At 64.1% G+C, this 19,258-nt stretch carries 16 protein-coding genes; 10 read left to right on the plus strand and 6 right to left on the minus strand.

Annotation, left to right across the window (positions count from 1 at the left end):
* The first annotated feature begins 88 nt into the window (after positions 1–88).
* Entirely contained in the window at positions 89–520 is a 432-nt protein-coding gene (locus tag AB6802_RS11975) for a low affinity iron permease family protein (protein WP_371010303.1), read from the plus strand.
* Between the two features lie 7 nt (positions 521–527).
* Here AB6802_RS11975 and AB6802_RS11980 read toward each other — a convergent pair whose 3' ends face one another.
* Entirely contained in the window at positions 528–1,394 is an 867-nt protein-coding gene (locus tag AB6802_RS11980) for an SDR family NAD(P)-dependent oxidoreductase (RefSeq protein WP_371010304.1), read from the minus strand.
* Positions 1,395–1,567: 173 nt separating this feature from the next.
* Between AB6802_RS11980 and AB6802_RS11985 the strand changes: the two genes are divergently transcribed.
* A complete protein-coding gene (locus AB6802_RS11985; RefSeq protein WP_371010305.1) occupies positions 1,568–1,870 on the plus strand; it encodes a hypothetical protein in 303 nt (100 codons plus the stop codon).
* Between the two features lie 37 nt (positions 1,871–1,907).
* On the opposite strand, the gene AB6802_RS11990 is transcribed toward AB6802_RS11985, so the two are convergent.
* Positions 1,908–2,483, minus strand: coding sequence for a TMEM175 family protein (locus tag AB6802_RS11990; protein ID WP_371010306.1), 576 nt, complete (start codon positions 2,481–2,483; stop codon positions 1,908–1,910).
* Between the two features lie 153 nt (positions 2,484–2,636).
* Here AB6802_RS11990 and AB6802_RS11995 point away from each other — a divergent pair, with 153 nt between their 5' ends.
* Positions 2,637–3,845 (plus strand): MFS transporter, encoded by a 1,209-nt coding sequence (locus AB6802_RS11995; protein WP_371010307.1) that lies wholly within the window; start codon positions 2,637–2,639, stop codon positions 3,843–3,845.
* Positions 3,846–3,943: 98 nt separating this feature from the next.
* Here AB6802_RS11995 and AB6802_RS12000 read toward each other — a convergent pair whose 3' ends face one another.
* Both AB6802_RS12000 and AB6802_RS12005 read right to left on the minus strand, forming a co-directional pair.
* A complete protein-coding gene (locus AB6802_RS12000; protein WP_371010308.1) occupies positions 3,944–5,413 on the minus strand; it encodes an MATE family efflux transporter in 1,470 nt (489 codons plus the stop codon).
* Between the two features lie 105 nt (positions 5,414–5,518).
* Entirely contained in the window at positions 5,519–6,991 is a 1,473-nt protein-coding gene (locus AB6802_RS12005) for an esterase-like activity of phytase family protein (protein WP_371010309.1), read from the minus strand.
* A gap of 216 nt (positions 6,992–7,207) precedes the next feature.
* Here AB6802_RS12005 and AB6802_RS12010 point away from each other — a divergent pair, with 216 nt between their 5' ends.
* Entirely contained in the window at positions 7,208–7,522 is a 315-nt protein-coding gene (locus tag AB6802_RS12010; protein WP_371010310.1) for a hypothetical protein, read from the plus strand.
* A gap of 20 nt (positions 7,523–7,542) precedes the next feature.
* On the opposite strand, the gene AB6802_RS12015 is transcribed toward AB6802_RS12010, so the two are convergent.
* The gene (locus tag AB6802_RS12015) at positions 7,543–8,568 is read right to left on the minus strand and encodes a LacI family DNA-binding transcriptional regulator (RefSeq protein WP_371010311.1); all 1,026 of its coding nucleotides are present in this window, start codon (positions 8,566–8,568) and stop codon (positions 7,543–7,545) included.
* Between the two features lie 195 nt (positions 8,569–8,763).
* Between AB6802_RS12015 and AB6802_RS12020 the strand changes: the two genes are divergently transcribed.
* The 5 genes from AB6802_RS12020 to AB6802_RS12040 all read left to right on the plus strand — a co-directional run bounded on the left by AB6802_RS12020 (position 8,764) and on the right by AB6802_RS12040 (position 13,696).
* Entirely contained in the window at positions 8,764–9,795 is a 1,032-nt protein-coding gene (locus AB6802_RS12020; protein ID WP_371010312.1) for a Gfo/Idh/MocA family protein, read from the plus strand.
* Complete coding sequence (locus AB6802_RS12025; RefSeq protein WP_371010313.1) at positions 9,795–10,700, plus strand: sugar phosphate isomerase/epimerase family protein; 906 nt, start codon at positions 9,795–9,797, stop codon at positions 10,698–10,700. Before AB6802_RS12020 ends, AB6802_RS12025 begins: the two co-directional genes overlap by 1 nt.
* A gap of 73 nt (positions 10,701–10,773) precedes the next feature.
* Positions 10,774–11,781 (plus strand): substrate-binding domain-containing protein, encoded by a 1,008-nt coding sequence (locus tag AB6802_RS12030; protein WP_371010314.1) that lies wholly within the window; start codon positions 10,774–10,776, stop codon positions 11,779–11,781.
* An 83-nt stretch (positions 11,782–11,864) separates the two neighbouring features.
* A complete protein-coding gene (locus tag AB6802_RS12035) occupies positions 11,865–12,662 on the plus strand; it encodes an ATP-binding cassette domain-containing protein (RefSeq protein WP_371010315.1) in 798 nt (265 codons plus the stop codon).
* Positions 12,659–13,696, plus strand: coding sequence for an ABC transporter permease (locus AB6802_RS12040; RefSeq protein ID WP_371010316.1), 1,038 nt, complete (start codon positions 12,659–12,661; stop codon positions 13,694–13,696). The genes AB6802_RS12035 and AB6802_RS12040 overlap by 4 nt, the downstream gene beginning before the upstream one ends.
* A 300-nt stretch (positions 13,697–13,996) precedes the next feature.
* On the opposite strand, the gene AB6802_RS12045 is transcribed toward AB6802_RS12040, so the two are convergent.
* Complete coding sequence (locus AB6802_RS12045; protein WP_371010317.1) at positions 13,997–16,654, minus strand: ATP-dependent helicase; 2,658 nt, start codon at positions 16,652–16,654, stop codon at positions 13,997–13,999.
* A 161-nt stretch (positions 16,655–16,815) separates the two neighbouring features.
* Between AB6802_RS12045 and AB6802_RS12050 the strand changes: the two genes are divergently transcribed.
* Positions 16,816–19,131 carry a glucose/quinate/shikimate family membrane-bound PQQ-dependent dehydrogenase gene (locus AB6802_RS12050; RefSeq protein ID WP_371010318.1) on the plus strand — a complete coding sequence of 772 codons (2,316 nt, stop codon included), beginning with the start codon at positions 16,816–16,818 and terminating at the stop codon, positions 19,129–19,131.
* The last annotated feature ends 127 nt before the right edge of the window (positions 19,132–19,258 follow it).

Genomic DNA, 19,258 nt, shown 5'->3' on the forward strand with positions numbered 1-19,258 from the left:
CGCAAAGACGTCATCGCCTGGAACCGAAAGCGGCGACTGCTTGTTTCTCCAGGAACGTCACGATTCCGCGGCGTTATGAGGGATTTGCATGATCGAGAAACTCTTCACCAAGGCCGCAAATCGGGTCGCCCATCTGGCCGGCCTGCCTGCGACTTTCGCTGTCTGCGTGCTGATCGTGGTTGTATGGGGGATCAGCGGGCCGTTCTTCGGCTTCTCGGACACCTGGCAACTGGTCATCAACACCGGCACCACCATCATCACCTTCCTGATGGTGTTCCTTATCCAGAACACGCAGAACCGCGACGGCGCCGCGATCCAGGCCAAGCTCGATGAACTGATCCGCGTCGGCCGGGCCCACAACCATTTCATCGGCATCGAGCATCTGACGGAATCTGAGGTCGAGGCCATCCGCGACAAATGCGAGGCGGCGGCCAAGCGGCATGACCGGCAGATTGTCGAGATGGCTGCCAAGAAGGCCGTCGCGCAAAAGCGCAAACCGAAGAAGCAGACGGCCGCTTGAAGCGTCGTCAGCGGCTCATGAAGGCGGCGAACGCGTCCTTGTGGTCGGGGTGCCAGCGCGACAAAGCCGGCCGGTTCTCGATAATGTCGCCGACCGCCCAGGCCATGCGTTTTTCGTCCATCGGCCGCGCGACGTCGTTATCCGGGCACAGGATATAGAAATCGTCATCCATCAGCGATGCCAGCATGAAGTCGATAACCTGCTCACCCGTCCAGGCGCCGGCCGGCTTTTCCGTCGCCCCTTCGGTCAGCCCGGTATAGGTGAAGCCGGGGATCAGCAGATGCGCGGAAACCTTCGCTCCCGGCTCGTTGCGCAGGGCGTGCGCCAAGCCTTCGGTAAACGTCTTCACGCCGGCCTTGGAGACGTTGTAGGCGAGATTGCCGGGCGGCGTCGTGATACCCTGCTTGGAGCCGGTGTTGATGATCAGGCCTGGTTTGCCCGCGGCCAGCATGCGCGGCGCAAAGGCCTCGACGCCATGCACGACGCCCCAGAAATTGATGTCCAGCAGCCGCTTCCAGGCGTCGCGGTTCTCCCACGGCTTGCCGGGATTGTTACCGACGCCGGCATTGTTCATCAGCACCGAGACCGGGCCGAAGGCGCCGTAGGCGAGTTCCGCCAGCCGGTCGACGTCATCGGCCTTGGACACGTCGGTGGGGATCGGGAGGACGGCATCGTCGCCGGCAATCGCCGCGACCGCCTGTTTCGCCTGGTCGAGGCGCACGCCGCCGATGTCAGCCAGCACCGTCTTCATGCCCATGGCCGCGAACTTCTTGGCCGCGGCAAGGCCGATGCCGCTGGCGCCGCCGGTGATGACGGCGACATTGCCGGAAGCGAAAGCGGGCAGGGCGGTCTGGATTTCGGCGTCGCTGGTCATGATGTTGTCCTCGTTCGGGTTGGGCCGAACTTAACGCTGCTTGAGATCGAGGCAAGCCCGCCTGGGCGCCATGGTTGACCGCGAGAGCGGCAACGGGTTGACCGCGAGAGCGGCAACGGGTTGACCGCAACAGCCGGGGCCGCGCATGGTGCCGGGAAATGGAGGTTCGCCGATTGGCCGACTGGATCGAGATTCTGAAAGAGCAGACCGCCACCGGCGACCAGATGGGGCGCGACGTGCCGCAAATGCTTGCCAACCCCGATATCAGCGAGGCGCAGGTCAAGACGCTGTTCGCGGCGTTGGAGAAACAGGCCGACTTCGCCGAAAAGCTGCGCCTGGCGCTTGAGAAGTTTGGCCACGATTTTCCGATCATCAAAGCGGCGGAGCGGTTGGAAGAACGCTATGCCGACCTTGCCGCATCGGTGGCCGAGAAGCTGAAAGCGATACGCAATCAAAGCAATGCGGGAAAAATCTGAAGCGGTTTTCCGCCGACAATCGACCGGACGCACCCAGCTACTTTTCGAGAACTCGCGAGAAGCGGGTGTCGGGAACCAGCCAGACGAGAGCGACAGCCACGTAGAAGCCGACACCAATCCAGCGATTGAGGAAGGTCAGCGCGATTGCGGCTATGTAGGCGACGAGCGACAGCCTGCCCTTGCGATCGTTGCCGATTGCCTTGGCGAAGGCGGTGTCCTGTCCGTGCAGGCGATGCAGGGCAACCACCAGGATGGCGTAAGCGGTCGCGCACATTGCCAAGTCGAAACCATAGACCGCAACGGGAACCGTGGCGAAATGGTTCTCGCCCATGAAGGCCGTCGTCACCGGCATCAGGGATAGCCAAAACAACATATGCAGGTTGGCCCACAGCACGCGGCCGTCGACGCGCTGCACGGTGTGGAACATGTTGTGCAGATTGTTCCAGTAGATGCCGACATTGATGAAGGAAAGCACGTAACACAGGAAGATCGGCCACTGCGGCAGCAGCGTCGAAAAATCCTCACCCTCCGGTACCTTCAGGTCCAGCACCATGATGGTGATGATGATGGCGACGACGCCATCGGTGAAAGCCTCGACCCGTCCCTTGCCCATGGTTCCTCCCTGATCGGCAGACAGAGGTTACGAGAGGATTTCGCGCAACGCTATACTGCCAGGATTGTCAGGAGGGCATTCGGCGGGTGGAACGGCCGCCATTACATAACGTTGGATTGTAACCGGGCGGGATCTGCAACGCCGGAGGTCATCATGACCAATTATGCTCAGACCATGACACGCGACCATGAACTCGGCGGTGGTGCGGCGATGACCGCTATCGCCGCGATGATAGCGGCGCTGTTTGCCGGCAGCACGGTTCTGACCCCGCTTTACGTGATCTACAAGCAGGATTTCGGTTTTTCGCAGATCACGTTGACGCTGGTCTATGCCGTCTATGTGGTCGGCAATCTTGCGGCGCTGCTTTTGTTTGGCCGTCTGTCGGACGCCATAGGCCGTCGGCCGGCGGCGCTGGCCGCCATGGCGGTCGCCATAGTCAGCGCGCTGTTTTTCCTCTTCGCACAAAATGTAGTCTGGCTGGACGTCGCCCGTATCCTAAGCGGTCTTGGCATCGGGGTCGGCGCTGGAACCGGCACCGCATGGCTGTCCGAGCTGATCGAAGGCGAGGACAAATCGCGCGCGGCCACGATCGCCACCAGCACCAACTTCATCGGTCTGGGCGTCGGCGCGCTGGTTTCCGGGCTGCTCGCCGAATACGAGCCTTGGCCGCTCCGGTTGGTCTTTGCCGTTTATCTCGCCGTGCTTGTCCTCATCACGCTGACAATCTGGCGCACGCGCGAGACCGTGGCCCGGCCCGGCCGGCTTTCCGACGTCTCGATAGAGCCGCGCCTGTCGGTTCCGGCTAGCATCCGGGCTGGGTTCGTCGCGCCCGCCTTGACCGGCTTCGGCGCCATGGCGCTGGTCGGCTTCTACGCGGCGCTGGCGCCGAGCATCCTGGCGCAGCAGCTGCATGTCACCAACCATGCCGAAGCCGGCGGGCTGTTCTTCGAATTGTCGATCGTTGCTGCGATCACCATTGTCGTCACGACGTGGCTGTCCAGCCGTTCCACCTTGCTCGCCGCGCTGGCGCTGATGATCCCGGCCGTGGCGCTGGTCGTGGCAGCGCAGGTCTATGCCTCGATGGTGTTGATGATCGTCGCGACGGCGGTCTGCGGTGCAGCGGCGGCCCTCGGCTATCGCGGCGGCCTGCAAGTGGTGAACCAGATTGCGCCGGCGGATCGCCGCGCCGAAGTGGTGTCGGCCTTCTTCATCTGCTGCTTCTGCGGCAACGCGCTGCCGGTCATCGGCATCGGCGTCCTGTCCAACTGGACGAACCCGACCATGGCAAGCCTGGCCTTCGCCGGCATGATCACGCTCTTTTCGCTCGTCGCGCTGGCCTTTGGCGCCAAATTCGCTCGCTAGAGCGTTTCACCGTTTCATGGGAAACGGCGAACCGCTCTATCTCTTTGTTTTTACGCAATTCCGGACGGAAAACCGATCACACTTTTCCTGGAATTGCTCTAATTCGAAGTCTCGGTTGCGATATGCGCGCGCTGGCGCGGCACGCCGAGGCCGGTGTCGGGCGGCTCGCCGGCCGCTGGCCTGTCCTCGATCCTGTGCATGGTCCGCCAACGGCCAAAGCGGTAATAGGCGATGGCCAGCACCAGCGAGGCGATCGAACCCGCCGGGAAACTCCACCACAGCGCCTCCTGGCCAAGCACGCCGCGCATCGAATAGGCAAAACCGGTGCGGATGAACAGAACCGAGACGATCAGGATGATCAGCGGCGGCATGACGGCGCCGGTGGCGCGCACCGTGGCGAAAAGCACGATGGTGATGCCGAACAGGATGAACGACCACGATGCCACCTTGTTGATGTGGGCGGCAATGTCGATCGCGGTGCTGTCGCCGCTCAGGAACAGGCTGAGCACCGAGCGGTCGAAGACGAACAGCAGCGCCACCAGCGCGCCGGTCAGCACCAGGTTGAAGCCGACGCCGGAGGCCGCGACCTTGCCGATGCGGTCCCATCGGCCGGCGCCGACATTTTGCGCCGCCATGGAAGAGACCGCGGCGCCGATGGCAAGCGCCGGCATCTGGATATAGGTCCAGAGCTGCGCGGCGATGCCATAGGCGGCGGCAACCTGCGAGCCATAGGAATTGACGATGCCCATCACGGTCAGCGCGGCGGCCGAGATGACAATCATCTGCAGTCCCATCGGGATGCCTTTGAAGACGATGATCCTGAGCAGCGCCGGATCGGGCCGGAATAAAGCGAGATCGGCGCCGGCCAACCGCAGCGGGTTCTTGCGCGCATAGAGCACGATCAGGATGGCGGTGACGCTCACCGTCTGGCCGATGAGCGTCGAGGTCGCCGAGCCGGCGATGCCGAGCTCGGGGAAGGGGCCGATGCCGCGGATCAGCAATGGGTTCAAGACGACGTCGAGAACCACCGCCAGCGCCATGAAGACAAAAGGCGTGCGTGAATCGCCGGCGCCGCGCAGCACGGTCATGACGAAGGACAGAAGGTTCATCATCGGCACGGCAACGAAGATGATGCGCAAATAGCTGCGCGCCAGCGGCAAGGCGTCGGCCGGCGTGCCGAGGCCGGTGAGGATGGCATCGACCCAAATCCAGCCGCAGACGGCGAACACGACCGAGATGAGGAAGAAGAAGGTGGCGCTGGTGCCGACGATGCGCTTGGCTTCGGGCAGGTCGCGGGCGCCGACCGACTGCGCGACCAGGATCGTCGCCGCCATGCCGATGCCGAACACGGTGCCGAGGATCAGGAACAGCACCAGATTGGCGTTGGAGGTCGCCGTCAGCGCCGCCTCGCCAAGGAAGCGACCGACCCAGACCGCGTTGATCGAGCCGTTGAGCGACTGCAGCACGTTGGAACCGAGCACGGGCAGCGCGAACAAAAGCAGCGTGCGCGGGATCGGGCCGCTGGTCAGGTCGCCGACGCGTTGGCGGCTGGGCTTGTTGTCATCCATGTCGGCACCGAAAATCATTCAGGCCCGCGATGCTATCGCAGGCCTGATGCACATGCACGCCTTTGTGGCCGAGCCAGATGGGCAGGTATCTGGCGCTGCGCCGCCTTACTGGGTGTTGCTGGCGAGGCCAGGCAGGGTCACCTGGAAGACAAGGAAGGTGGTGTCGACGTCGGCGCCGTCGTCGGCCTTGTAGGGGGCGCCGACCTGGAAACCGTCCTGGGTCAGGAAGTCATTGTCATTGGCGACGAACAGAAAATAGTCGTCGGGCAGCTTCGGATCCAGCACCGAAGCCAGCGACATCGCCTCCCATTTCTCCGAGAGATTGTTCTTGTCGTTCGGCGCGCCGTTGTGCATGCCGAAGCGGCCGAGCTCGGCATTGTCGTTGATGTCGATAAAAGGCGTCAGCTTGGCCGTCGTCACCGACGGATCGAGCACGCCCTTCGGCGCGACCGGCTTGTCGGCGGCGTCGAACGGGCCGTTGGCGATATCGGTGGCTTCGGAGAGATCGACAATGTTGATCTTGCGATAGATCGACTCGGCGCCCTTCAGGCCCTGGCCGTTGCCTGAGTCGCGTGCCAGCATCAGGAAGCGGGTGTCGGAGAGCGCCACGATCTCGCTCTGCGCGGCCACCTTGGTCTTGCCCTTGGCGTCCTTGAACACCGGCAGCGGCACGACATATTCATGCGCAAGCTTGAGGTGGGCGAGGTCGGAAGCGTCATAGACCAGCGCGCGGGTGTTCTGGCGCGTCGAGCCGGAATCGCCGCCATCCTGGCGGGTTGCCGACTGCAGCACGGCGATCAGGAACTTGCCGTCCGGCGTCATCGCCATGCCTTCGAGGCCCTGGTTGTTCTGGCGGCCGGTCTCGGGATCCTTCGGATCGGGCTCGGCGGCGCCGGGGCCGGGATTGTCGGACGCGAAGTTCGGCTTGCCGTGGCGCATGGGCACCAGGGCAGCCGGCGGCTGGGTGGCCGACATCAGATGGCCGTCGGCCGAGAAGCGGTAGATGTTTGGGCCATATTCGTCGGAGATGAACATGGTGCCGTCTGGCAGGCGCACGATCGCCTCATTGTCCAGCGCCAGCTTGCCATTGTCGGCCTGCGGCAGGATCGGCATGTCGCCGGCGGCCGGGCGCACGCCGTTCAGTGGATCGAGCCCGGTGGTGTCGGCGCCCTTGTCGTCGGTCAACAGCATGGTGTCGGCAAGTGCTGCCTTGACGCCCGACCGTTCCTGGCCTGCTGTCGGTGCAGCACCCGGCACCACCGGCGCAAGCTCGATCGAAATGGTGTTTAGGCGCGGGCGGTAATCGGTGGTACCGGCGACGTTGTAGCCGCGATCCGGCAGCAGCCAGAGCGAGCCCTTATAGGCATTGCCGTCACGCGCCCAGCCCTTGGTGTCGATCGCCATGCCCGAGCCGGAACCGAAGGTTTCGCCGAACTTGTCCTTCTGGCTGGCCGGGATGCGACCGATGCCGACCAGACCCTTGTTGACATAGGCAACGCCGTCGGCAAGCGCGGGCGTCACGGCGGTGAACAGCGCAAGCGCGGCGCCAAGCGAAACAGTTCGGGTCAGATGTTTCATGGATATCCCCTTGTGGCAAAACAGCTCGGAGCAGACGTCGCATCGGGGCGCCGCCCGCACCCTTCCGCCAAGCGGTCTAGGACGCGAACGTGATGGTTGCGTGACAGGGTGGGTTGGCGGGTATCCCGGAACCATTTCTCTCTCCGATCCGTTGGAGGCAAGCTCCGGCCGCCTGCGATCGGTGTGCGGCGCCGCGGGATTTGAGGAGAGGGAAAAATGGGTTTCGATCAGTATCACGAACCGGCGAACGAACTGTCGCAGAAGGTGCGGACCTTTGCCCGCATGATCACCTCGCTGATCGAGGAGGCGGAAGCGATCGGCTGGTACGAACAGCGCATCTCGGTGGAGAAGGACCCTCAGGCAAAGGCGATCATGAAGAACGCGCAAGCCGAGGAGTTCAAGCATTTCGGCATGGATCTGGAATTCCTGCTGCGCCAGAAGCAGGACTGGCGGGCGGAACTGAAGGAAATCCTGTTCACCACGGGCGATATCGTCAAGGCTGGCGAGCGGGGCGAGAAGAAGGTGGATTGATCGGCTTTCGCCGATTGCCATCAATCGCTCTCTCGCGCGATCAGTTCCAGCGGCCAGACCTCGCGGATGATGCGCGGCCCGTCCGGGCCAGCAAAGGCGGGGAGGGAGGCGAGCAGCATTCCGGCCAGCCGCTGGCCCATCGGTTCAAGCGCCGGACGGAAGGCGGTCAGCGTCGGCGAGAAGTAGCGGCAAAGCGGCGTGTCGACGATGACGATAACCGCCATGTCATGGCCCGGCTTGATTCCCATCTCGGCCAGCGCCTTGCAGCCGCCAAGCGCCATCGCGTCATTGTTGAAGATGATGGCCGTCGGCGGGTCCTTTGAGCGCATGACTTGCGGCGTCACCTGGTAGCCGCCGGTCTCGTTGATGAAGCCGTCGGCGACCAGGTCAGAGTCGACCTCGATGCCGTGCCGCTTCAGCGCCTTGCGGTAGCCGTCGAGGAACAGGTAGCCGAAGTTGAGATCAAGCGAAGGGCGGATGGCGGCAATGCGGCGGTGGCCGCGTGCGACCAGGCGGTCGACGGCTTCATCACCCGCTCTCTCGAAATCGATATCGAGCGAAGGATAGGTGTCGCCGCCGGACTGACTTCGGCCAAGCGTGGCAAAGGGAAAGCCGGCCTTGCTGAGATAGTCGATCCGATCGTCTTCCCGTCGCGTATTGGCCAACACGACCGCGTCGACCCAGCGCGTCTCAACCACGCGGCGCAACCGCTCCTGTTGATATTGGCCGGGCTCACCCATCACGACCATCAGATCGAGGCCATGCTCGGCAAGCTTCGCCTGTAGCCCGATCAGGAAAGGGATGAAGAACGGCTCGCCATATTGCTGGTCGCCCGGATGTGGCTGCAGCATGAAGGCGATCGAATGGGTGGCGCCTTGCCTGAGGCTGCGGCCGGACCGGTTGGGCGAATAGTTGAGCTTTTTGGCCGCATCGAGAACGCGCTGGCGAGTGTCGGCATTGACGTCGGCACGGCCGTTCAGCGCCCGCGACACGGTGCCGATCGAAATGTTCAGGTGACGCGCAAGGTCGTGGATGCTGGACGCCAAAGATCATTCTCCCCCTGCCTTGGCTACCACCGGCCGCCGCTCAGGCCAAGGCTTCGGAACGATTTTCGAGAGACCGCCAGTTGACATTCTACGCTATCGGGTGTGTTCTCGTAAACGTTTACGGAAAAACGTTTACGGTGATGCCGTGGATGCCGTGACATTCGGCCTGGAGGGGCCGGACGGGAGGAACGCCGGATGATGAATGTCGTCCTCGTCGGCTGCGGCGCGATGAGCAGGCAGTGGCTCGATGCCGCAAGGCAGATTGACGGGCTCGCCATTGTCGGGCTTGTCGACCTCGACGCCGAACGGGCCAAGGCGAGGGCGCGCGAATACGACCTCACCGGCGCCATCGTCGGTACCAGCCTTGACGCCGTTCTCGACCAGACAAAGCCCGATGCCGTCTTCGATGTCGTGGTCCCCGCCGCGCGCCGCGAGGTCGCGTTTTCCGCCTTTGCCCATAATTGCCATCTGCTAACCGAAAAACCGCTGGCCGACAGCCCGGAGAACGCGCAGGCGATCATCGAGGCAGCGCGCCGTGCGGGGCGCGTGCACGCCGTGGTCCAGAACCGACGGTATGTCGCCAACGTCCGGCGCATAAAGCGCTTCCTCGACTCCGGCGCCATCGGCGCGCCGACCAGCATTCATGCCGACTTCTTCGTCGCGCCGCATTTCGGCGGCTTTCGCGAGGAGATGGCGCATGTGCTGCTGCTCGACATGGCCATTCATACGTTTGACGCCGCCCGCTACATGGCCGGCGGCGAGCCGGCCAGCGTCTACTGCCAGGAATGGGAGCCGGCCAATTCCTGGTACCGGCAGGGATCGTCGGCAAGTGCCGTCTTCGATCTCGGCGGCGGCAAGGTGTTTACCTATGCCGGCTCCTGGTGCGCCGACGGTTTTCGCACCAGCTGGGAAGGCAGCTGGCGCATCGTCGCCGAGCGCGGCAGCGTGTTGTGGGACGGCCATGACGGGCTGAAGGCGGAAGTGGTTGCGTCCGGTCGCGACGGCATCATCGCCAAGACCCAGCCGATCGAAGTGCCGCCACTCGATCCCGCCGATCGCGTCGACGGCCATCTCGGCATCATCCAGGATTTCATGCACGCCGTGGAGACCGGCGCCGAGCCGGAGACGCACGGCGCCGACAACATCAAAAGCCTGGCCATGGTTTTCGGCGCCATCGAAAGCGCCGAGACCGGACGCCGCGTGACGATTTCGCAGGAAGCACAGTGATGCCAAATCCACTTCTCGACATCCGCATCGGCACCATGGTGCGGGCCAACCTCGATGAGCCGGCGGCCTACATCAAGCAGATCGTGCCGCTCGGTTTCGAGAGCATCCAGCCCTTCTTCTGGCAGACGCTGGGCGGCAAGGATTTGCCACGCCTTGCCGGCGAGATCCGCGACGCGATCGGCGATGCGGATGTCATCGTGTCTTCCCTGGGCGTGTTCGGCAATCCGCTGGAGGATGGCGAGGTCGATCGCGGCGTGCTTGCCGCCTGGGAAACCGTCATCGACAATGCGCATCTGTTCGGCGCTTCGATGGTCAGCGGTTTCACCGGGCGTCTGCGCGGCAAGAAGCTAACGGACAGCCTGCCGCGTTTCCGCGAGGTGTGGGGTCCGCTGGCCAAGCGCGCCGCCGACAAGGGCGTGCGCATTGCCTTCGAGAATTGCGCCATGGACGGCAACTGGGCCGCCGGCGACTGGAACATCGCCCACAATCCGGACGCGTGGGAGCTGATGTTCAACGAATTGCCTGACGACAATCTCGGGCTGGAATGGGAGCCGTGCCATCAGCTCGTCTATCTGATCGATCCACTGCCGCAGATCCGCAAATGGGCGCCGCGCATCTTCCATGTCCACGGCAAGGACGCCACGGTGCGCTGGGACGTGATCCGCGAGCATGGCGTGTTCGGCAGGTTGCCCTTCGTGCAGATGCGCACGCCCGGCTTCGGCGACAGCGACTGGGCGCGGGTGATCAGCGAATTGCGGCTGGCCGGTTACAAGGGCGCCATCGACATCGAGGGCTGGCACGACCCGGTCTATCGCGACGACCTCGAGATCACCGGGCAGGTCCGTGGCCTGGAGTATCTGAAGCAATGCCGGGGAGGGAACAGCTACTTGCCCAATCCGGCTTGAGTACCGGCCGGCTGGAGGAGCCGGAAATCATTGTCGAAAACCCTCGATCGAGGGACAAAAGGGAGGAACGTGCATGAGCATCACGACCAGAAGGACTGTTCTGCGCTCGACCGTCGTGGCCGCAGCCACGGCGCTGTGCGCCTCGATTTCCACCTTGCCGGCGCAGGCGCTCGACGCCCAATGGTGCAAGGACGTGCACATCCGCTTTTTCGTCGGCGGCGCCGAGGGCGACGCTTTCGGTACCATCGTCTACAATGGCGCCAAGCAAGCGGCCGCCGATCTCGGGCCGAAAGTCGACTACATCTTCTCGGGCTGGGACGTCGAAAAGATGGTGCAGCAATTGCGAGAAGCCGTCGCCGTCAAGCCGAACGGCATTGCCATGATGGGCCATCCCGGCGACGCCGCGATCATGCCGCTGGCCGAACAGGCGCACAAGGACGGCATCAAGATGATGTACCAGAACGTGCCGGTGCCGACGGTGACGGCGGCATTTGGCGGCGGTTACGTCGGCGCCCAGCAGGAACAGCAGGGCCGCGCGCTCGGCGCCGAGGCGTTCAAGCTGGCCGGGCTCAAGGCCGGCGACAAGGCGATCATGATCGGCCCATTCGAGAATGAAAGCCGGGGCGCACGCGAGCGCGGCACAGTCGCGGCACTGAAAGAGGCGGGCGTCGATGTCGTTCAAATCAATTCCGCAACCGAGTGGGCCGCCGATCCGAATCTCGCGATCCCGGTGATCACCGCGGCGTTGCTGAACAATCCCGGCGTCAAGGCGGTCGGCTATCCCGGCGGGCAAATGCTCGGCAATGTGCCAACCTATATGCAGGCCGCCGGACGCAAGCCCGGCGATATCTTCAACTTCGGCTTCGACACCAGCCCGCAGATCGTCGAGGCGTTCAAAGGCGGCTGGGTGCAGCTGACCGCCGACCAGCAGCCGTTCCTGCAAGGCTACCTGCCGATCCTGAGCCTCTGCCAGCAGGTGGTGCTGGGCCTGTCGCCGATGAATGTCGACACCGGCGCCGGCTTCGTCACGCCGCAGAATTATGAGATCGTCTCGGAGCTCGCCAAGCAGGCGCTGCGCTGACCTCCCAAGGCTGCCGGCCGGGTTTGTTGCCCGGCCGGCCGGATCGCCGGCAAGCGGATCGGCAGAATTCAAGCGAGGATCGCATGGGCGAACGCATCATCGAATTGCGCGACATCAAGAAATCCTACGGCCAGGTTTACGCGCTGGGTGGCGTCAATCTGAGCGTCGACCGCGGCGAGGTCGTCGGCCTGATCGGCGACAACGGCGCCGGCAAGTCGACGCTGATCAAGATCCTGTCCGGCGTGGTCACGCCGACCAGCGGCGAAATCCTGGTGCGCGGCAAGCCGGTCACTGGATGGAGCGCGGCGCGCTCGCGCGACGCCGGCATCGAGACGGTGTTCCAGGACCGGGCCTTGGCCGTGCAGCAGACCATCGTGCGCAACATCTTCATGGGCCGCGAGCTGACCGGCTTCATGGGCTGGCTGAAGGTCAACAAGGAGATCGAGGAAGCAAGCCGGCTGATGCGCGAGATCGGCTTCACCTCGAAAGTGTTCACGCCGCAGTCGATCGTCGGCCAGCTCTCCGGCGGCGAACGTCAGGGCGTGGCGATCGCGCGCGCCATCTACAAGCAGGCGGAGCTGATCATCCTCGACGAGCCGACGACGGCGCTGTCGCTGACCGAGACCGCCAAGGTCTTCCATTTCGTGCGCCAGGTGCGGGCGAGCGGCCGCTCGATCCTGTTCATCGGCCACAACATCCATCATGTCTTCGACATCGCCGACCGCTTCGTCGTGCTCGACCGCGGCAAGGTGGCGCTGACGACCGACCGCAGCCGGATGAACTCGGCCGAGGAGTTGATCAATTTCATGGAAGACGTGGCGCATCCGGGCGGCCTGGCCGGATTGCACGAAGCCGGTGAAACGGAGCGGCTGGCACGATGAGCAACACGATGGAACCCGATCTCGATACACCTCTCGGCGAAGCTTCCACCAAGGAATGGAAGCATCCGTCCGATCACTGGCTGCGCGGCTTTGTCCTCGACAACCGCGCTTCACTCGGCACGCTCGCCGTGTTCGTCGTCATGATGGCGGTGTTCACGATCGCCAACCCGACCGTGTTCACCACCTGGTATCTCTACAGCTCGGTGCTGACGACACTGCCGGTGGCGCTGTTCGTCGTGGTGCCGCTGGTCTTTGTCGTCACCTGCGGCGAGATCGACCTGTCGTTCCCGGCGACGATGGGTTTTGCCTCCTGGGTGTTCGCGCTGGTCGTTCAGGCCGGCTACGATCCGTTCCTCGGCATTGCCGCGGCACTCGTCACCGGCATGCTGCTCGGTGGCCTCGTCGGCTCGCTGGTGGTCTATGGCGGGCTGTCGTCGCTGATCGCTACGCTCGGCATGAATTTCCTGCTGCGCGGGCTGATCCAGATCATCAACGAGGGCAAGTCGATGGCGCTGACCGGCCTTGCCGACAGCGCGGCCTACAGGATCTTCTCCAGCCAGGTCTACGGAATCCCGGTGCAGATCTTCTGGGCCATCGGCTTCGTCGTGCTGTCGGCGATGCTCTACAACAGGCATCGCTTCGGCGCACAGGTGAAGGTCGTCGGCGACAATCCCGACAGCGCACGGCAGATGGGCATCGACGTCAAGCGCGTGCGGGTGAAAGTGTTCGTCTTCACCGGCATTGGCGCCGCGATCGCCGGCACGTTTTCGGTGATGATCAACTTCACCTGGTGGCCGACGGCCGGCGACGGCTATCTCCTGCCGGTGCTGGCCTCGGTGTTTGTCGGCGGCACGCCGACCTGGGGCGGCATCGGCACGGTCGCCGGCGGCGCCATCGGCGCGGTCACGGTGTCATTCATCCAGACCGGCGTGGTGGCGGCGGGCCTGAGCGGCTTCTACGTGCAGTTCTTCAACGGGCTGATCATCATCCTGTCGCTGCTCGGGCACAAGTGGAACCAGGCGAGGTACAGGTGAGAAGGCTATTTCGTTGACTGACCGCATGTCTTGACGATTGGGGCGGACGCCCATCGTTTCGTCATCCACGGGCGGAGCAAGGAGCGTAGCGACGCGCCGCAGACCCGAGGATCCATGCCCGGATTCAAACGCCCCACCACGGTGCAGAATTCTGCTCTGCTGCACTCTTCGGCCAAGGTCACGGAATGCATCCTCGGGTCTCGGCGACGTCGCTTCGCTCCTGCTTCGCCCGTGGATGACGATGGTGGGAGGCTTCCGCCAGAGAATGGTCACTTGTGGGACAACGGGACAGGCGGACGCTCACACCGCCGCGACAAACCCGTCCAGCACGCGTTTCTGGCCGGCCTTGTCGAAGTTGATCGTGAGCTTGTTGCCTTCAATCGCCGATATATTGCCGTTGCCGAATTTCTGGTGGAACACGCGGTCGCCGACGTTGAAGGCGGATGGCGTGTCGGAGACGGATTTGGCGACCAGCTCGCCCTCGATGGTGCGGCCTTTGACTGAAGTACGACCGGCGCCGTAGCCGGAGTCGGTCTCGCCATAGCCGATGCGCTCGACCTGGTGGCCGGAGCGGGTGCCCCAATTGCGATCGGTCGCCTCGGTGCGGTTGGCCTGCGCGCGCTGCCAGCCAGGCGTGGCATAGGTGTTGGAAAAGCTGCCCTGATCCTTGGCGCCGATGTTGTCGAAGCGCGAGGCGCCATAGGGGTTCTGCCGGCCGCCGCCGCGTCCCGAGGCAAAGGCGCCGCCGCCATAGGGATTGCCGTAGCCGCCGTAGCTGTTGCCGCTGTCGGCAATTTCGACATGAGTTTCCGGCAGTTCGTCGAGGAAACGCGACGGTATGGTCGATTGCCAAAGGCCGTGGATGAGACGGTTGGAGACGAACCAGATGTGCAGGTTCTTCTTGGCGCGCGTCAGGCCGACATAGGCCAGCCGGCGTTCCTCCTCGAGGCCGGAACGGCCGCCTTCGTCGAGCGCGCGCTGATGCGGAAACAGGCCTTCCTCCCAGCCGGGCAGGAAGACGGTCTCGAATTCGAGGCCTTTTGCCGAATGCAGCGTCATGATCGAGACGGCGTCCTGGTCGGCATTCTGCTCGGCGTCCATGACAAGAGCTACATGCTCGAGGAAGGAGCGCAGCGATTCATACTCCTCCATGGAGCGGATGAGCTCTTTCAAATTCTCCAACCGTCCGGGCGAATCCGCGGCACGGTCGTTCTTCCACATGTCGGTGTAGCCGCTCTCTTCGAGAATGGTCTCGGCGAGCTCGGTGTGAGGGGTGGTTTCCAGCGCCTTCTGCCAGCGCTCGAAATTGGCGGCGACCTCGCGGAGTGCAGCGCGCGGCTTCGGCTTCAGCTCGTCACTTTCGGCAAGTGTGGCGGCCGCTTCCAGCATCGGGATGCGCATGGCGCGCGCCGTGTCATGGATCTGGCGGATGGTGGCTTCGCCGAGGCCGCGCTTCGGGGTGTTGACGATGCGCTCGAAGGCGAGGTCGTCGCCACTGTTGGCGACGACGCGGAAGAAGGCCAATGCATCGCGGATTTCCAGCCGCTCATAAAAACGCGGGCCGCCGATGACGCGGTAGTTCAGGCCGAGCGTGATGAAGCGGTCTTCGAAGGCGCGCATCTGGAACGACGCGCGCACCAGGATCGCCATATCGTTGAGCCGGTGCTTCTGGCGCTGATAGGTCTCGATGGCGTCGCCGATGGCGCGGGCCTCTTCCTCCGAATCCCACGACGCATGGACATGCACCTTGTCGTCCTCGGGATCGTCGCGGTCGGTGAACAGCGTCTTGCCGAAGCGGCCTTCATTGTGGGCGATGAGGTGGGAGGCAGCCCCCAATATATGCGCGGTCGAGCGGTAGTTGCGCTCCAGCCGGATGATGGTGGCGCCCGGGAAATCCTTGTCGAAGCGCAGGATGTTGTCGACCTCGGCGCCGCGCCAGCCATAGATCGACTGGTCGTCGTCGCCGACGCAGCAAATATTAACTTTGTTTTCGCTCACGGCCGCGCGCGAGCTTCGCTCGCCGGCCTCCGCGGGGGCGGCCTGGGCGGCCGACGCCCGGTCGGGCTTGCGGCCTTCGGCCGTTCGCAGATCTGGCGATGTGGAAGGACGTCCGGTATCCGGCCGCTGCGCCAATAGCCGCAGCCACATGTACTGGGCGGTGTTGGTGTCCTGATACTCGTCCACCAGGATGTATTTGAAGCGCTTGTGGTATTCCTTCAGCACATCGGGATTGGCGCGGAAGATGCGGATAGGGTGGCAGAGCAGGTCGCCGAAGTCGCAGGAATTCAGCGTCTGCAGGCGCTCCTGATAGGCCTTGTAGAGCTCGCGGCCCTTGCCGTTGGCGAAGCTGCGCGCGTCGCCCTCGGCAATATCGGCGGGTCCTTGCCCCTTGTTCTTCCAGCCGTCGATCATCTGCGCGAACTGCTTGGCCGGCCAGCGCTTGTCGTCCAGCCCTTCGGCCTGGATCAGCTGCTTGATCAGGCGCACCACGTCGTCGGTGTCGAGGATGGTGAAGTCCGATTTCAGCCCGGCCAGCTCGGCGTGCCTGCGAAGCAGTTTCACGCCGATCGAGTGGAAGGTGCCGAGCCAGGGCATGCCTTCGACATTGCCTTCGCCGATCAGGATGCCGATGCGCTGCTTCATCTCGCGCGCGGCCTTGTTGGTGAAGGTCACGGCCAGGATCTGCGACGGGAAAGCTCGGCCGGTGGCGAGGATGTGGGCGATGCGGGTGGTCAGCACCCGCGTCTTGCCGGTGCCGGCGCCGGCCAGCACCAGAACCGGACCTTCGGTCGTTTCGACGGCGAGCCGCTGTTCCGGGTTGAGGCCCTTCAGATAATCGGGCGCGCTGTTTTGGCCACTGCGCGCCGCCATGGCGCGCGCGGCTATGCCGCCGGACGGGGCCGCGGGCCGCGCATTCGGTTCATCGAAAAAAGGCATGTCTTCGGAAAAGCCCGACATCGTCCCCGAATGTAGTGATTCGGCAGCGAAAGACCAGAACTGTCTACGTTTTGTTCTATTTTTGCGTGTCCCGCGCCAACTTGACAGCCGGAGCGGGCAGGGGAAAGCTGCGAGGCAGGGCAGGACCCGGATGCCCACGCTCGCATCGAAGGAGCATCGTCTTGGCTGTCGTCATCACATCCCTCGTTCTCTTTCTCATCGGTCTCATTCTCGGCGGCGGCGGCATCTGGCTCGCCGTGCTGGGCGGCAGCTGGTACTATGTCGTTTCAGGCCTGGTCTTCCTGATCACCGCTTGGCTGCTTTTCAGGCGCCGATCGACATCGCTCTGGCTATACGCGTTCTTCGTGCTCGCCACGCTGTGCTGGGCGGTGTGGGAAATCGGCTTCGACTGGTGGCAGCTCGGTCCGCGCGGCGGCGTCATCGTCCTTGTGGCCATATGGCTGCTGACGCCTTGGGCCAGGCGAGGGTTGACAGGCCCCGACGGGCGGGCGCCGCTGATCCTGGCCGTGCTCGCTTCGCTTGCCGTCGCCGGTTATTCGATGACCGCCGACCCGCACGACATCGGCGGCACGCTCGGCATGGACAAGGTGACGCCGACCGCCAATCTCGGCGGCGACATGCCGGCGGGCGAATGGCACTTCTACGGCCGCACGCCCTTCGGCCAGCGTTATTCACCGCTCGACCAGATCACGCCGGACAATGTCGCCAAGCTGCAGCCGGCCTGGACCTATCGCACCGGCGATGTGAAAGGCCCCGACGACATCGGCGAGACCACCTATCAGGTGACGCCGCTGAAGATCGGCGATGCGCTGTTCATCTGCACGCCGCATAATTTCGCCATCGCCATCGACGCCGCAACCGGCAAGGAGAAATGGCGCTACGATCCGAAGATCAAGCTGGACCCCGACCGCCAGCACCAGACCTGCCGCGGCGTGTCCTACTATGCCGATGCCAAGCTCGCCGCCGGGCAGCCTTGTGTTCAGCGCGTCTATCTACCGACCTCGGACGCACGGCTGATCGCGCTCGACGCCGCCAACGGGCAGGTGTGTCCGTCCTTCGCCGAAGCCGGCACGCTGAACCTGCTGAACAATATGCCATACCCTAAGTCGGGTTATTATTATTCGACTTCGGCGCCACTGATTGTCGGCGGCAAGATCATCGTCGGTGGCGCGGTCAACGACAATTATTCGACGCAGGAGCCGTCGGGCGTCATCCGCGCCTTTGACGTCAACAGCGGCGCACTGCTGTGGAACTGGGATTCCGGCAATCCGGACCAGACGACGCCGCTGCCCGCCGGCCAGACCTATACGGCCAACTCGCCCAACATGTGGTCGACGCCAAGCGCCGATGACAAGCTCGGCCTGCTCTACGTGCCGCTCGGCAACCAGACGCCGGACCAGCTCGGCATGGGCCGCAGCGCCAATGTCGAGAAATTCTCCTCTTCGATCGCCGCGCTCGATCTCAACACCGGGCAATTGCGCTGGGTGCGGCAGACCGTGCATCACGATCTGTGGGACATGGACGTGCCGGCGCAGCCGACGCTGGTCGACATCACCACCGCAAGCGGTGTCGTGCCGGCGCTGGTCGGGCCGACCAAGCAGGGCGACCTCTATGTGCTCGACCGGCGCAGCGGCGAGCCGATCATTCCGGTCAAGGAAGTGCCGGCGCCGGGCGGCGCGATCGATGGCGATCATGCCTCGCCGACGCAACCCGCCTCCGATCTTTCCTTCAATCCGAAACCGCTGACCGGCGCCGACATGTGGGGCGTCACCATGTTCGACCAACTGGCGTGCCGGATCGAGCTCAGGAAATTGCGCTACGAGGGCCGCTACACGCCGCCCTCGCTGCAGGGCTCGCTGGTCTATCCCGGCAATTTCGGCGTCTTCAACTGGGGCGGCGTCGCGGTCGACCCGGTGCGCCAGGTGATGTTCGGCATGCCGACCTATCTGGCGTTCACATCCCGGCTCGTGCCTCGCGCGGACGTGCCGGCGCCGGGCGACAACACCAAGGGCAGCGAGCAGGGGCTGAACCGCAATGACGGCGCGCCCTATGCCGTGGTGATGGGGCCGTTCCTGTCGCCGCTCGGCGTTCCCTGCCAGGCGCCGCCATGGGGCTATGTCGCCGGGGTCGACCTCAAGACCGGAAACATCGCCTACAAGCACCGCAACGGCACCGTCTACGACATGACGCCACTGCCGCTGCCGCTCAAGGTCGGCGTTCCAGGCATCGGCGGGCCGATGATCACGGCAGGCGGCGTCGCCTTCCTGGGGGCCGCGGTCGACGATTATCTGCGCGCCTACGACCTCGCCACCGGCAAGCAGCTCTGGCAGGCAAGGCTGCCGGCCGGCGGCCAGTCGACGCCGATGACCTACACCGTCGCCGACGGCCGCCAGTTCGTCGTCATCGTCGCCGGCGGCCATGGCTCGGTCGGCACCAAGCCGGGCGACTATGTGATGGCCTACACGCTGCCGAAGTAGGCGGCTGATATTCAGGTGAGGCCGGCCTGCGAATGGCTCGTTCCTGCGCTTCCGGTGCTCACGTACTTTTAGTACGCTCCGCTCCGGTTCTCGGACCGAGCCATTCTCGACTCGGCCTGACCTGAAT

The organism is Mesorhizobium sp. RCC_202 (assembly GCF_041355295.1).
Classification (GTDB): Bacteria; Pseudomonadota; Alphaproteobacteria; order Rhizobiales; family Rhizobiaceae; genus Mesorhizobium.